General features: G+C 63.4%; 13 protein-coding genes and 2 pseudogenes. 10 read left to right on the top strand and 5 right to left on the bottom strand.

The genetic code is table 11. From position 1 onward, the window contains the following. Nucleotides 1-169 precede the first annotated feature (169 nt). Nucleotides 170-622 (top strand): hypothetical protein, encoded by a 453-nt coding sequence (locus tag RAD04_RS05070; protein WP_461622878.1) that lies wholly within the window; start codon nt 170-172, stop codon nt 620-622. 125 nt (nt 623-747) lie between these two features. Beyond that, nucleotides 748-1,794, top strand: a pseudogene (gene ftsZ, locus RAD04_RS05065) (cell division protein FtsZ); the annotation flags it as partial. Nucleotides 1,795-1,989: 195 nt separating this feature from the next. Here the strand turns inward: ftsZ and RAD04_RS05060 are convergent. From RAD04_RS05060 to RAD04_RS05040, 5 genes are all read right to left on the bottom strand, one after another. Beyond that, nucleotides 1,990-2,211 (bottom strand): Zn-ribbon domain-containing OB-fold protein, encoded by a 222-nt coding sequence (locus tag RAD04_RS05060; RefSeq protein WP_370691914.1) that lies wholly within the window; start codon nt 2,209-2,211, stop codon nt 1,990-1,992. A 216-nt stretch (nt 2,212-2,427) separates the two neighbouring features. After that, the gene (locus RAD04_RS05055) at nt 2,428-2,748 is read right to left on the bottom strand and encodes a DUF736 domain-containing protein (RefSeq protein WP_270163333.1); all 321 of its coding nucleotides are present in this window, start codon (nt 2,746-2,748) and stop codon (nt 2,428-2,430) included. 562 nt (nt 2,749-3,310) lie between these two features. Continuing rightward, the gene (locus RAD04_RS05050) at nt 3,311-3,757 is read right to left on the bottom strand and encodes a hypothetical protein (protein ID WP_270163342.1); all 447 of its coding nucleotides are present in this window, start codon (nt 3,755-3,757) and stop codon (nt 3,311-3,313) included. 232 nt (nt 3,758-3,989) lie between these two features. Next, complete coding sequence (locus RAD04_RS05045; RefSeq protein WP_270172964.1) at nt 3,990-4,919, bottom strand: DUF2493 domain-containing protein; 930 nt, start codon at nt 4,917-4,919, stop codon at nt 3,990-3,992. 598 nt (nt 4,920-5,517) lie between these two features. Next, nucleotides 5,518-6,450 (bottom strand): polyprenyl synthetase family protein, encoded by a 933-nt coding sequence (locus RAD04_RS05040; RefSeq protein ID WP_458176528.1) that lies wholly within the window; start codon nt 6,448-6,450, stop codon nt 5,518-5,520. Nucleotides 6,451-6,592: 142 nt separating this feature from the next. On the opposite strand from RAD04_RS05040, the pseudogene RAD04_RS05035 reads away from it, so the two are divergent. The 8 genes and pseudogenes from RAD04_RS05035 to RAD04_RS05000 form a co-directional block, all read left to right on the top strand. Further along, a pseudogene (locus RAD04_RS05035) lies at nt 6,593-7,060 on the top strand (IS6 family transposase); the annotation flags it as partial. Nucleotides 7,061-7,777: 717 nt separating this feature from the next. Continuing rightward, on the top strand, nt 7,778-8,032 hold the full coding sequence (locus RAD04_RS05030) for a hypothetical protein (protein ID WP_461622877.1): 255 nt from the start codon (nt 7,778-7,780) through the stop codon (nt 8,030-8,032). A gap of 132 nt (nt 8,033-8,164) precedes the next feature. Continuing rightward, on the top strand, nt 8,165-8,335 hold the full coding sequence (locus RAD04_RS05025; protein WP_375848191.1) for a hypothetical protein: 171 nt from the start codon (nt 8,165-8,167) through the stop codon (nt 8,333-8,335). 220 nt (nt 8,336-8,555) lie between these two features. Next, a complete protein-coding gene (locus tag RAD04_RS05020; protein WP_461623165.1) occupies nt 8,556-9,758 on the top strand; it encodes a cytochrome P450 in 1,203 nt (400 codons plus the stop codon). A gap of 92 nt (nt 9,759-9,850) precedes the next feature. Next, nucleotides 9,851-11,140 carry a cytochrome P450 gene (locus RAD04_RS05015; protein ID WP_461622876.1) on the top strand — a complete coding sequence of 430 codons (1,290 nt, stop codon included), beginning with the start codon at nt 9,851-9,853 and terminating at the stop codon, nt 11,138-11,140. 1 nt (nt 11,141) lies between these two features. Next, a complete protein-coding gene (locus tag RAD04_RS05010; RefSeq protein ID WP_461622875.1) occupies nt 11,142-11,450 on the top strand; it encodes a ferredoxin in 309 nt (102 codons plus the stop codon). After that, nucleotides 11,437-12,282, top strand: coding sequence for an SDR family oxidoreductase (locus RAD04_RS05005; RefSeq protein ID WP_461623164.1), 846 nt, complete (start codon nt 11,437-11,439; stop codon nt 12,280-12,282). The genes RAD04_RS05010 and RAD04_RS05005 overlap by 14 nt, the downstream gene beginning before the upstream one ends. Continuing rightward, nucleotides 12,282-13,625 carry a cytochrome P450 gene (locus RAD04_RS05000; protein WP_461622874.1) on the top strand — a complete coding sequence of 448 codons (1,344 nt, stop codon included), beginning with the start codon at nt 12,282-12,284 and terminating at the stop codon, nt 13,623-13,625. Before RAD04_RS05005 ends, RAD04_RS05000 begins: the two co-directional genes overlap by 1 nt. The last annotated feature ends 43 nt before the right edge of the window (nt 13,626-13,668 follow it).

The raw sequence follows: 13,668 nt of genomic DNA, 5'->3' as shown, positions 1-13,668 counted from the left end.
AGATCACGACTCGTTGCGGAACACCTGCTTTGAAAAGTAAGTCCGCATGGATACGCGACCTGTTTCTTCGCCGGAGCTGTTAACGACTTGTTAACCAACGCAGCCTACCTTGCGGTTACTTTTCGGTTAACAGCCGATTGCCTCCCGGTTCGTTCTAGGAGAACAGTCGATGCCCATTGAGGCCCAGACATATGTCGCACTTGGTGCCCGGCCGAAAATCTCACCTGAGGCCGCCCGATCGGTTGCCAAGCGACTCAGATTGCCGCGCTCGCTTTCGGATAATAGCAAGGCGCTAGTGAGCGTTGACCTCGCTGAAGTCAGGCATACTCCCTGCCCACAAGGTGGTCGTCGCGCGGGCGACATTGTCCCATTAGTGGAAAACATTGAGGCGTCGCAGACGGAAATTATGCAGCTCGAAGCAAGGGCGGCCGGTTACGGCGCGGATTTCGAGCGCAAACGCGAGCGCGCCGAACGCCTGATGCTTGAAGTGATGCAAGCGACCGCAAAGACCATGCCGCTAGAGAGGCGACAGCGCGGCTTGAGGACGAGGCAGCGGCTCTACGGACCGGTGACCGAGTTGGCGCCTCGATCGACAGCCACGGACAGGCCGCACGTCGACTAGGCTATCTAGCTGCGCTCCTGGTAGAGACAGACCACAAGGTTCGTCGGTAGCAATCCGGGTCCGCTATCCCAACGTGCCGAAGAAATCATGAGGTAAAAGTGACCGACATCAGCGACATTCGCGAGATGAAAGCGCGTATTATTGTGTTTGGAGTCGGTGGCGCCGGAGGCAATGCCGTCAACAACATGATCGCGGCCGGGCTGGAAGGCGTCGACTTCGTCGTCGCCAATACCGACGCACAAGCACTCACCATGTCCAAGGCCAAGCGCCTCATCCAGTTGGGCACAAAGGTGACCGAAGGCCTTGGCGCCGGTTCGAACTCCAGAGTAGGGTGCGCCGCGGCCGAAGAGGCAGTTCATGCGATCCAGGATCATTTGACCGGCGCAAACATGGTGTTCGTTACCGCTGGCATGGGCGGCGGCACGGGAACTGGGGCGGCGCCTGTTATAGCCAGGATCGCGCGTGAACTTGGCATTCTCACCGTCGGCGTCGTCAGCAAGCCCTTCCACTTCGAGGGCCAGCGCCGTATGCGCGTTGCTGAAGCGGGCATTGCGGAACTGCTGAACGCGGTTGACACCCTACTGATCATCCCAAACCAGAATCTGCTCCGAGTGGCCAACGAGAAGACCACATTCAACGATGCCTTCGCCATCGCCGATCAAGTTCTCTATTCGGGTGTGGCCTGCATCAGCGACCTTATAGTCAAAGAAGGTTTGATCAATCTCGATTTTGCCGACGTTCTCTCCGTCATGCGCGAGAAGGGCAAAGCCATGATGGGCGGGGGTGAGGCTTCTGGCGAGAAGCGCGTGCTCACCGCCGCTATGGCCGCGATCTCCAATCCATTGATCGAGGCCCCCTCGATCAAGCGCGCCAGTGGCCTCATAATCTCGATCACCGGCGGCAAGGACCTGACGCTATTCGAGGTCGACGAAGCTGCTAGCCGCATTCGCGAAGGAGCCGACCCGGACGCTAACGTCATCGTCGGCGCCACTTTCGATGAACGGCTGCAGGGTCTCGTCCGTGTCTCGGTAGTGGCGACTGGCATCGATAATCTGGACTCGGCGAATAAGCCCATTGCTGGGACAAGCATCTCCCAACTACCAAATGATTCGAAGTCGCACTTCAATGCAGCAATATTGAATCCAACGAGGATGCGGCAAGCGGTTCAGGCTTGAATGATTCTGACCGCGTTGTACTGCGTGAGTTTCTGCTCACCTTGACAACCGACTGCAGGAGAATTTCGGAATCAAGTTTCGATCCCATGCGGAATGGAATCGCAGGGATCCCCAGATGGACGTTGTATCGACAGCCGGCGTTGACGCTAAGCCAGAACGAAAATCGGAAACGTCCAGCTTTCCTCATGCACCTCAAATCGACAGACAACGAGTGCCGATCGCAGGGTCTTGTCCATCGCAACGTAGGCGCGCGTTCATGCGGGGTCCTTCTTCAAGATCGACCGTGACCAGAACATAGGGGGAGGTCTGGATTGAAAACTGGCAGGAAGGCAGGATGCGTTCGCGTCCAGCTATGGACGTTTCCCCGGATGCTTCGATCCAGTCGAATTGCGTTGAAAGGCAGACATCGCACACTGGGCGTGGCTACCCCTCCGGGCGCCGAATAGATTCCCGCTGGAGCCAACCGCGACGATAGCTAAAATCCCGACGACGTATGCCGTACGACGTTCACGGAAATGACCGCGAAAGGCGACCAGTGAGAGGCGCCGAAGCGCAGTGGCCTCAACAATGCTTTGATGCGCACCTGAGAGAAGCCCCGCCCGGCAGACCGGACGGGGCTTTTTGGCGACCTCAGTCGCCGTTCTTACGGGGTCGGGACCAGATCAGGCTGAAGCCGTCGCCGTCCTCGTCGTTGAACAGGTTCGCGTAGATCGGTGCGTTGAACGAGGGGTCGTCGAGCTTGAGCGAGAGATAGTCGCGGCCCTCCTCGGAGCGCTTCGACCAGGCGGCCCCGATCTCGGCCCGGCCGACGAAGACGCGGTGGCTCGGGGCGTTCTCGTTGGTGCGGTTGGCCTCGGGCACGATGCGGACGCCCTTGGTCTGGAGGCTGAGGGTGACGATCTCGCCCTGGAAGTCGCTGCCGATCTTCTTGAAAGAACCGATGGTAGCCATGTTACTTCTCCTTGCTGTTTCGAGCCGCGACCACCGCGGCCTCGATGGCGATCTACAGGCCGAAGACGATCGACGACGCACCCGCCCGCGGGCCGTAGCGCAGCGGAGGACGCCAGCGGGGCGACTTTCTTGCCGCGCGAGGAATGGGCGTAGCCCAGGGGAAGAAAGTCGAGCCGCTGGCGTTGCGTTCAGGCGATCGAGGCGCAGCCGCTCTTCGGCCAGATCGAGCCATCAAGAGGCCAGGTGGTCCGTGCGCTGAACAGCAACCCCAGAGAAGTTGTGGCGCCGCTCGGTTGGGCTGCACAAGAGGTCGCTGCGCTCAGGCGTAGAGTTGGAAGCAAAAGCGAAGAAAAGGGCCAACGCGACTGCCGTGAACCAGCCGCGATGAGACGCCCCCTGGCTGGCCTGCCTTCCGCCGGGAGGTCAGGTGCCGGGTGCCAAGCCTTCGAGAACGCCGCGACTATCTCTCGCTCAAGCTCATCGACCCAACCAACGCTTGGACCTGAGCGGCCTCAGCGTCGAGACCCAAGGATCATTCCTTTCGCGTCTCGGCCGAGAGGGGCTACTGATGTTCCTCCAGCAAAGCCTCGCCCAATGCCGGAGGCTCGGCAAAGCTGGTTATCCGTCTCCACGCCATGCCGGCGATGGCAAAGGCGCCGGTCCAGCTGAAGATATCCTGCCAAAGTGAGGATGGCATCGCGATTTGCGACAGGCCATGGGCGAGGTGATAGCCCGCGACAGCCGCCGGGACGGTGAACGCTGCGGCAATCACCGCGCGCACGAAGCTGGATCGAGCCCAGATCAAGGCGGTTTGACCGATGAGAACGACCACGGCGCCGGCAAGAATTGCGACCAGAGCTGCCGAGGCAATGCTTGCCCCAGCGTGAACAGCCGCAAATCCTGCGGAAAACGCAACGAAATATGGCAGCGCGTAGACAGCAAGGATGAGACCCAGCCAGCAGAACAGGCCGATGCCAAGCATATTGAGGGCGAGTGCGATGATAAGCATGGTGGTGGCTCGCGACAAAAGACATGACGCATCGCGCCTTCCACCACCACCACGGCGCGACAAGAATAATAGCGCAGAATGCAGCGCTGTGCGAGTGCGTAACCTCGTTCGTCGAATCGGACAAGAACCGAAGCTTTCTGCTCGAGCGCTATACGGTCGCATCAGAGAATTTGCACTGATCTGCGCTGGCGAACTTGGTCCTCGACGAAGATGCGCCGATGGGCGACGGCGCTTACGCGCCGCCGAACTTCCAGACGGGAATGCCGAGCTTCCTGGCCTTGTCGGCAAGGTTGTCCTGTATCCCGGTGCCCGGAAAGTGCATGAGACCGATCGGCAGCACTGCAAGCATGGCGTCGTTGCGCTTGAACGGAGCTGCCTTACCGTGCTTGGTCCAGTCCGGCTTGAAGGCGACCTGGGGAACCTTGCGGTTGGTGGCCCATTTTGCGGCGATCCGCTCGGCGCCCTTCGGCGAGCCACCGTGGAGCAGCACCATGTCCCGGTGCTTGGCATGGGCCTTGTCGAGGCGGTCCCAGATCAGGGCGACGTCGTTAAAATCGAGTCCACCGGTGAGCCCGATCTTGGGTCCCGACGGCAGCAACGCCTCGGTGTCCGCGCGACGTTTGGCAGCCAGGAAATCGCGGCTATCAATCATCGCAGAGGTGAGCGTGCGATGATTGACGAGTGACCCGGAACGGGGGCGCCAGGGCGAGCCGGTATGAAGCTCGAATTGCTCAGTCGCCAGATCGCGGAACAGCTCCATGGCGTTGCGGCGTTCGATCAATGTGACGCCTTCGGCCGTGAGCCTTTCCAGTTCGACCGATCGCACCTCCGATCCATTCTGCTCGCGCTGGCTCTTTTGCTGGGCTTTTTCGTTGTCATCGAGTTCGCGCTCGATGCGGCCCGTGGCGCGATGGAAGAGATTGACGGTCGACCAGAGGAGATCTTCGAGGTCGGGTTCAAGCCGTGTGTCGCTCAGGGTCGCCACGAGCGCATCAAAGATGTCGGCGATCGCGCCTGTGATGGCCTTGGCTTCCGGGAGCGGCCTTGGGTCAGGCTCGTCGTGAAAGGGACGATGGCCATAGAGCTGAAGCTCGTTGAGGATATGATCGGTCGGTGATGAGCCGTGCGGCGGTTCGAACTGGCTATCGTCGTGTTCGGTCATCATGGCTTAGGGTCCTTTGCCGTTCGGCCGCGCCCATCGCGGCCTTCGTGGCGATCACCAGACGGCGGGCGGAACGGACCAGAACCCGGAGGCGTCAGCCGACGGGCCGGAGCGAAGCGGAGGATGGCAGAGGTGCGGCTATTTTGTTTCGCGATGCAAAGGCGCGTGAGCGCCGGCGGAAAATAGCCGCACCTCTGCCATTGCCGGGCCGGGCCGCTTGCCGTCCGATCGCCCGCTAGAAGGCCCTGGGCGCGGCGGTACCCGGCAAAGGCAGCCCACGCAATGACCGGTCATGATGATAGCAAATTCAAATTGCTTGGGCGCTAATCCCGTAGCGACCCTCGGAGGCGGCAGACAGCGGGCGATATCCTCGGGCACGAGTTGTGCGCGCAAGGCTGAGTTGGATTTCGACACCAGGAGATTGACTTTGACGCAGCCGAATGTCGCAAGTCGCGCTTTTGCACGAGCAATGAGCGCCTGCCCTCTAGCTTTTCCGGTGAGATTTCAGCACGGCGATCAGAAAGATCCAGCCTCGATGTCGATCGTTATCCAGCCATGACGGAGCCAACGACCGGATTTCCTTGCTGTGATTCATTTCTCATAAAGGTTGGACGCATTCCAGCGCCGCTTGTTGTATCAGTCCGGCTTTTCCCGGGCCCGCTACGCCCTTGCAAAGCGCCTGGTTCAGCCAGTCAACGAGGGACCCTTTGTGAGGGCCGGCAGGAATGGTGTCACTTATCTGCTCGAGATACGCGTAAAATTTGGCGGCTGCGCTATCCAACCCTTGGCTGCGAACGATATTGGGTCGATTCAGTTGCGTGTCCACGGCACGCAATTTGCCAAGCACCTCGGCGCGGCCGACCGTGTCTGCGATGTCGTCGGCGATCTGGTACGCATGCCCGAGCAGTTCCCCCACCTTCGCCCATGGGGCCGGGTCAGCACCACCTGTCAGGGCGCCGCACGTGGCCGCCGCCACAAAGAGGGAGCCGGTCTTGTAATGGTGATAGCGGTCGATTGGGACGTGCGTCGCGGCCTCCATCGACTGTCCGGCGATCAGCCCATGACTGGGGCCGACCGCCTCCGCGACCACCTCGATCATGCGCGCGACCAACTCAGGTGCCCGCGCAGCCTGCCGGCTGAGGTGTTTGAAAGCCGTCACGATCAAGGCATCGCCGGCCAGAACGGCGGTCGGCTCTCCGAATAGCCGGTGCACCGTCGGTTTGCCGCGGCGCAGCGCGGCGTTATCGAAGCAAGGCAGGTCGTCATGGACCAACGAGGCACAGTGCAGCAATTCGATTGCTGCCGCAGCTCTTGCAGCCAGCTCCGGATGGCTTGCGCCGGATGCATTGAAGACTTTCAAGCAGAGCTTGGGGCGCATCCGGGCGCCACCTGGAAACACCGCCGCTTCTAGCGCTTCCCGCAGGTGAGTCGGCGACTCCGGACTCAGAGCACTACCCATCGCAGCTCGCAGCGCCTGCTCGATGAGTTCGTCGCTACCGCCAACCACATCGACAGGGTGACTCGAAATCATATCGCATCTCCACTTTTGAGACAAAAACCGGAATTAGGCGTGGTTCAACCGGTGCCGAATGAAAGGCCAATTTTTCGTCTCTTCAGGTTCTGGGGCACCGTCAAGTTAACGAATTGGAACGGCCAAGGGGTAGACGACCGGCATGCCGACCGCACGGGGCCCTCTTTATCGGCGCATCGCTTCCCGTCGGAAGTGATCAGCTATGCCGTTTGGTTGTATTTCCGGCTTTGCTTAAGCTTTCGCATGGTCGAGGAAACGCTGGCGGCGCATGGCATTGGCGTGACCTATGAAACCGTGCGCCAGTGGGGACGTAAATCCGGCAAGGCGTTCTCCCATCGGGATTCCCCGGCGCACTCCCACTCGCGGCGACATGGCATCTGGACGACTTCGTTATCTCGATCGCGCGAACAACATTGGCTCCGGCGCGTTGTCGACCAGAATGGCGTCGTTCTTCGACGTCTTGATCCAAAGCCGAAGAGACTCGCGCGCTGCGCAGCGGCTCATGACGAAGCTCTTTAAATCCGCCGGCACGCCGCCGCGCGTGATGATCGCTGACAAGCTCGGTTCGTACGGCGCGACGCGGCGACGCCAGCGGATCATGACGCTTTTCAATCGAGAAACCGTAGAGCCTGATGGGACGGCCGAATCTCGAACCTTTGATAATCAACTCCTTCAGCTCAGCGGTCGATGAAGTTGACGATGCTTGCTCGCCTTACCCTTTGCGCGAAAGAGCTTGTGCAGATGGGCTGACATCTCAAGCTATTGATCATGGTTGATAGTCGCGACTGGAGTTTGGACCGGAACGACTGACCGGTCAGGGATCTGGGACCTAATTAGCAATTGGTGTGCCACCAGAGCATTTGTGCAGCGAATGCTTCAATGGCGACGAAGGGTGCGCCTCGCCGGTGCGATCCCCGAGGTTCAGGGTTGAGTTGCGGACATTGTGTCACCGGCCAGATACGGATGAACACCGTCAAATCTCCGAGCGACCAGTCTGAAGGACAACGCAGCAATATGCGAGCTAATCAGGTCGAGCACCTTTCAAATGCAGCACGCGGCGCTCGCATCATGCCGTTTCCAGGACCTACAAGCAGCTCGCGGTGTGCTGCCTCCGAGTCATCCCAACTGATCGAACTAGCCTGAGAATGTGCGCAATCGCACACGATTGTCAGCTTTGCGTCCATTGCCGTCGATTCGCTGCTCATCCGTGATGCTCATCCTTGGAGTATCAGCATTTTCGTCCCCGGCATGACAGTTGCTCTGTTCTCGGCAATCTCTAGAGACCATCGATCTGACGCGTGACCGCCGCCTTGAAGTATTCGACGACATGCTCGCGCATATTCCGCAAGAGCAGGCCTTTGTCGGGCACTTGCTGCGCCGGTTGTCGGCATTGAGACTCAATGCCGGAAACCTGGCACTACGCGCCGCTACGAAGTTCCTGCTCGGCCTGCGAATTCACTTCGGCACGCGATTTGCTCTGTTCACGGCATCATTACCAATCGCAGTGCGATGGTCTTCGGGACGGACACGGCGCGCGTCGCTGTCGCGTCTGGTCCGTTCCGGCGGTTTGCTGTGGCAATGACTTGGCGCTCGGTTGTGGACCGAGAAAAATGCAGGGAAGTGTTGGATGCGATCTGGAGTTCTTCTTTTGGGAGCCACGACAATTGCGCCCGTCGCGAGCGATGCAACCAAAGCGGCAGACCTTGAGCCAGGCGTGAAACTGCCACCGGCGGTGTGGGACTGGTCCGGAGGCTATATTGGCGGACACGTCGGTGGCGGGTGCGCTCGATCCTCCTTCACCAATCCCTACGGTCAGTCGATCTATGGCGATGCCGACAGGTTCGATGTCACCCGGCGGCACAACCCGCAGCTGTCGTTCGGCTAGGGGCCGCATGTCTGCCTGGCGCCGCGGCTAGCGCGCCTGGAATTGCGATGCGCCTTCCCCGCGCTGTTCGTGCGGCCGGAGGATCCGGCGCCGACCATCGCCGCGGAGGACGTCGTCGACATGCCGTCTTACGTCATTCGCTGCCCGCAGCGCCTGCCGGTCACCTTCCGCCCTTCCATCGCTGAGAGAGTGAAGTGCCACCATGTCCGAACAACCCTTGATGTCCGAACAACCCTTGCCGACGCTGCCGATGTGGCGCGTCGATCACATCGAGCCCTCGCCCGAGATGTTGGCGCTACTCGCCAACGGTCCGATCCACCGCGTGCGCTTCCCGTCCGGGCACGAAGGCTGGTGGGTGACAGGCTACGACGAGGCCAAGGCGGTGCTGTCCGACGCGGCGTTCCGGCCCGCGGGAATGCCGCCGGCGGCATTCACCCCGGATTCGGTGATTCTCGGTTCGCCGGGATGGCTGGTCTCGCACGAGGGGGGCGAGCATGCCCGGTTACGCACGATCGTGGCGCCGGCCCTCGGCAACCGCAGGATGAAGCTGCTAACGCAGCAGGCCGAAGCGATCGCCGCGCACTTGTTCGAGACGCTGGCGGCCCAGCCCCAGCCCGCCGACCTGCGGCGCCACCTCTCCTTTCCGCTTCCGGCCATGGTCATCAGCGCGCTGATGGGCGTGCCCTACGAGGATCACGTCTTTTTCGCCGGGCTGTCCGACGAGGTGATGACGCACCAGCATGAAAGCGGCCCGCGCAGCGCGTCGCGCCTGGCCTGGGACGAACTGCGCGCCTACATTCGCGGCAAGATGCGGGACAAGCGCCAGGATCCGGGCGACAACCTGCTGACGGATCTGCTCGCGGCGGTCGACCAGGGCAAGGCGACCGAGGAAGAGGCGATCGGCCTGGCGGCGGGCATGCTGGTGGCGGGGCACGAGAGCACCGTCGCGCAGATCGAATTCGGCCTGCTGGCCATGCTCCGCCATCCGCAACAGCGCGAACGCCTGGTCGGCGATCCATCCCTGGTGGATAAGGCGGTGGAGGAAATCCTGCGCATGTACCCGCCGGGCGCGGGCTGGGACGGCATCATGCGCTATCCGAGAACCGACGTGACCATCGCGGGCGTGCATATTCCCGCGGAGAGCAAGGTGCTGGTCGGCCTGCCGGCGACGTCGTTCGATCCGCGCCATTTCGACGACCCGGAAATCTTCGACATCGGACGCGACGGGGAGCCGCACCTGGCGTTCTCCCACGGGCCGCACCAGTGCATCGGCGTGGCGCTGGCGAGGCTCGAACTCAAATTGGTGTTCGGTTCGATCTTCCAGCGCTTTCCCGCGCTGCGCCTGGCTGTGGCGCCCGAAGAACTGAAGTTGCGCAAGGAGATCATCACTGGCGGGTTCGAGGAGTTCCCGGTGCTCTGGTGATGCGCGGACGCCGCCGGGGATCGCGATCGTCTCCGCAATTTGCCGGCACGCCTGGCGCGCGCCGGTCAGATCAGCCAGCCAACAGGTAAGAGATGGACGTGCCAGACACCACGGCAGCATGCCGGGACGCCTTCGCCGAACTGGCGTCGCCAGCGTGCATCCACGACCCGTATCCGTTCATGCGGTGGTTGCGCGAGCATGATCCGGTGCATCGCGCGGCGTCGGGCCGCTTTCTGTTGAGCCGCCACGCCGACATCTACTGGGCGCTCGAGGCCACGGGCGATGCGTTTCGGGGACCGGCGCCGGGCGAACTGGCGCGCTATTTCCCGCGCGCGGCGACCAGCCTGTCGCTCAATCTGCTGGCGTCCACGCTGGGGATGAAGGACCCACCGACGCATACGCGTCTGCGCCGGTTGATCTCGCGCGATTTCACCCTACGCCAGATCGACAACCTGCGGCCGAGCATCGCGCGCATCGTCGCAGCGCGCCTGGACGGCATGGCGCCCGCGCTGGAGCGCGGGGAGGCGGTGGACCTGCATCGGGAATTCGCGCTGGCCTTGCCCATGCTGGTCTTCGCCGAACTGTTCGGCATGCCCCAGGACGACATGTTCGGGCTCGCCGCCGGCATCGGCGCCATTCTGGAAGGCCTGAGCCCGCACGCCAGCGATCCCCAGCTTGCCGCGGCGGACGCGACGAGCGCCAGGGTAAAGGCCTATTTCGGCGACCTCATACAGCGCAAGCGCACCGATCCCCGCCACGACATCGTGTCGATGCTGGTCGGCGCACACGACGACGATGCCGACACGCTGTCGGATGCGGAGTTGATCAGCATGCTGTGGGGCATGCTGCTGGGCGGCTTCGCCACCACGGCTGCGACCATCGACCATGCGGTCCTGGCGATGCTGGCGTATCCCGAACAGCGGCACTGGCTGCAGGGAGACGCCGTGGGGGTGAAGGCATTCGTCGAAGAAGTTCTGCGCCGCGACGCGCCCGCCATGTTCAGCTCCATTCCGCGTATCGCCCAGCGTGACATCGAACTGGGCGGCGTGGTGATCCCGAAGAACGCGGACGTGCGCGTGCTGATCGCGGCCGGCAATCGCGACCCGGACGCCTTCGCCGATCCCGACCGCTTCGATCCCGCGCGGTTCTACGGCACCAGTCCCGGCATGTCGACCGACGGGAAGATCATGCTGAGCTTCGGCCACGGCATCCACTTCTGCCTCGGTGCGCAACTGGCCCGGGTGCAGTTGGCCGAGAGCCTGCCGCGGATCCAGGCGCGCTTCCCCACACTGGCATTAGCCGAGCAGCCGACCCGGGAGCCCTCCGCGTTCCTTAGGACGTTCCGCGCGCTGCCGGTGCGGCTGCATGCGAAGGGGGGCTGAGATGCACGTCGTGGTCGACCAGGATCTGTGCGGAACCACCGGGCAGTGCGTGCTGACGCTGCCGGGCACCTTTCGCCAGCGCGAGCCGGACGGCGTGGCCGAAGTGTGCGTGGCGACGGTCCCGCAGGCGCTGTACGCCGCCGTGCGGCTCGCGGCCAGCCAGTGCCCGGTCGCCGCCATTCGGGTCATCGAAAGCGACGCTGGCGATGACGAGCGCGCCAGCGCCGACCCTGCGCCTTCTCCGGCGGAGGCCGAGCGGCATGCCGCGAAAGACCAACGCAATCCAGGAGGACACGATGGGACGGTTTGAAGGCAAGGTGGCCGTGGTGACCGGCGCCGGTGCCGGCATCGGCAAGGCATGCGCCCTCGCCATCGCGCGCGAGGGCGGCAGAGTGGTGGTGGCCGACATTGATGGCTCGGCGGCCATCGCCTGCACCGCGCAGATCGCGGCCGAAGCGGGCCACGCGCTGGCTCTGGCCATGGACATCGCCGATGCGCAGGCGGTGGCAACGCTGTTCGAGACGGCGGAGCGGCACTTCGGCGGGGTCGACCTGCTGGTGAACAACGCGAGCGCCATGCATCTGACCCCGCGCGACGGCGCGATCCTCGACCTGGACCTGGCGGTCTGGGATCAGACCATGGCGACCAATCTGCGCGGCACGCTGCTCTGCTGCCGGCAGGCCATCCCACGGATGATCGCCCGCGGCGGTGGCGCGATCGTCAACATGTCGTCGTGCCAGGGGCTCAGCGGTGACACCGCGCTGACGTCCTACGCCGCGTCGAAGGCGGCGATGAACATGCTGTCGGCCTCGCTCGCCACCCAGTACGGTCATGCGCTGATCCGCTGCAACGCGGTTGCGCCGGGTCTCATCATGACCGAGCGTCTCCTCGCCAAGCTGGACGAGTGCATGCAACGGCATCTGCGCCGGCACCAGCTCCTGCCGCGTGTCGGGCGCCCCGAGGACGTGGCCGCACTGGTGGCGTTCCTGCTCTCCGACGATGCTGCGTTCATCACCGGCCAGGTGGTTTGCATCGACGGCGGCATGCTGGCGCATCTGCCGACATACGCCGACGGTGGCAACAGCCCCGCCGCGCGGCCTGCCGGCGACACCGCCGAAGCCGCCGCGGCGGCGCGGCTCTGATGGACATGCTGCTCAACCCGCTGGACCGTCGGCACCGGCTGCGGTGCGACATCCCGGTCGTGCCCGGCGCTTACCCCCTGGTCGGGCATCTTCCCGCCATCGTCTTCGACCTGCCGCGCCTGCTGCGGCGCGCGGAACGGACGCTGGGCAGCCACTTCTGGCTGGATTTCGGCCCTGCCGGACACCTGATGACCTGCGTGGATCCGGATGCGTTCGCACTGCTCCGGCACAAGGACGTGTCCTCCGCGCTGATCGAAGACATCGCGCCCGAATTGTTTCGCGGAACGTTGGTCACCCAGGACGGCGGCGCGCACCGGCAGGCGCGCGATGCGATCAAGGCGGCGTTCCTGCCCAAGGGGCTGACCCAGGCCGGCATCGGCGATCTGTTCGCGCCCGTCATCCGGGCGCGGGTGCAGGCGTGGCGCGACCGCGGCGACGTCACCATCCTGCGCGAAACCGGCGACCTGATGCTCAAGCTCATCTTCAGCCTCATGGGAATCCCCGCGCAGGACCTGCCGGGATGGCATCGCAAGTACCGGCAACTGCTGCAATTGATCGTCGCGCCCCCGGTCGACCTGCCCGGACTGCCCTTGCGGCGCGGCCGCGCCGCCCGCGACTGGATCGACACGCAGTTGCGCCAGTACGTCCGCGACGCGCGCGCGCATGCCGCGCGCACCGGGTTGATCAACGACATGGTGAGCGCCTTCGATCGCAGCGACGATGCGCTCTCCGATGACGTCCTGGTCGCCAATATCCGCTTGCTGCTGCTTGGCGGTCACGACACCACCGCCTCGACGATGGCCTGGATGGTGATCGAGCTGGCGCGGCAGCCTATGCTGTGGGACGCCCTGGTCGAGGAGGCGCAACGTGTGGGCGCGGTGCCGACCCGGCACGCGGACCTGGCGCAATGTCCGGTCGCCGAGGCGCTGTTCCGCGAGACGCTGCGCGTGCATCCGGCGACCACGGTCCTGCCGCGTCGCGCGCTGCAGGAATTGCAACTCGGCCAACGGCGCATTCCCGCGGGCACCGATCTGTGCATCCCGCTGCTGCATTTCTCGACCTCGGCGCTGCTGCACGAGGCGCCTGATCAGTTCAGCCTGGCACGGTGGCTGCAACGCACGGAGCCGATCCGGCCGGTGGACATGCTGCAGTTCGGTACCGGCCCACACGTCTGCATCGGCTACCACCTGGTATGGCTGGAACTGGTGCAGTTCTCTATCGCCTTGGCGCTGACCATGCACAAGGCCGGGGTACGGCCGCGGTTGTTGAGTGGCGTCGAAAAGGGCCAGCGCTATTACCCGACCGCACATCCGTCCATGACAATCCGCATCGGATTCTCATGAGCCGACATCGCATACCCCGTGTGGCGAGGCAGCGGCACCGGCG

It is taken from the genome of Bradyrhizobium sp. 25ACV (genome assembly GCF_054863005.1).
Note: the sequence above shows the minus strand (reverse complement) of the source record. Positions and strands in the feature narration are given on the sequence as shown.

Excerpts from the sequence above, each read along its gene's own strand:
- RAD04_RS05045 (WP_270172964.1), bottom strand. The coding sequence starts at position 4,919 with ATGACCGAACACGACGATAGCCAGTTCGAACCGCCGCACGGCTCATCA.
- RAD04_RS05040 (WP_458176528.1), bottom strand. The coding sequence starts at position 6,450 with ATGATTTCGAGTCACCCTGTCGATGTGGTTGGCGGTAGCGACGAACTC.
- RAD04_RS05010 (WP_461622875.1), top strand. The coding sequence starts at position 11,142 with ATGCACGTCGTGGTCGACCAGGATCTGTGCGGAACCACCGGGCAGTGC.
- RAD04_RS05050 (WP_270163342.1), bottom strand. The coding sequence starts at position 3,757 with ATGCTTATCATCGCACTCGCCCTCAATATGCTTGGCATCGGCCTGTTC.
- RAD04_RS05070 (WP_461622878.1), top strand. The coding sequence starts at position 170 with ATGCCCATTGAGGCCCAGACATATGTCGCACTTGGTGCCCGGCCGAAA.
- RAD04_RS05015 (WP_461622876.1), top strand. The coding sequence starts at position 9,851 with ATGGACGTGCCAGACACCACGGCAGCATGCCGGGACGCCTTCGCCGAA.
- RAD04_RS05005 (WP_461623164.1), top strand. The coding sequence starts at position 11,437 with ATGGGACGGTTTGAAGGCAAGGTGGCCGTGGTGACCGGCGCCGGTGCC.
- RAD04_RS05030 (WP_461622877.1), top strand. The coding sequence starts at position 7,778 with ATGCTCGCGCATATTCCGCAAGAGCAGGCCTTTGTCGGGCACTTGCTG.
- RAD04_RS05055 (WP_270163333.1), bottom strand. The coding sequence starts at position 2,748 with ATGGCTACCATCGGTTCTTTCAAGAAGATCGGCAGCGACTTCCAGGGC.
- RAD04_RS05020 (WP_461623165.1), top strand. The coding sequence starts at position 8,556 with ATGTCCGAACAACCCTTGCCGACGCTGCCGATGTGGCGCGTCGATCAC.
- RAD04_RS05000 (WP_461622874.1), top strand. The coding sequence starts at position 12,282 with ATGGACATGCTGCTCAACCCGCTGGACCGTCGGCACCGGCTGCGGTGC.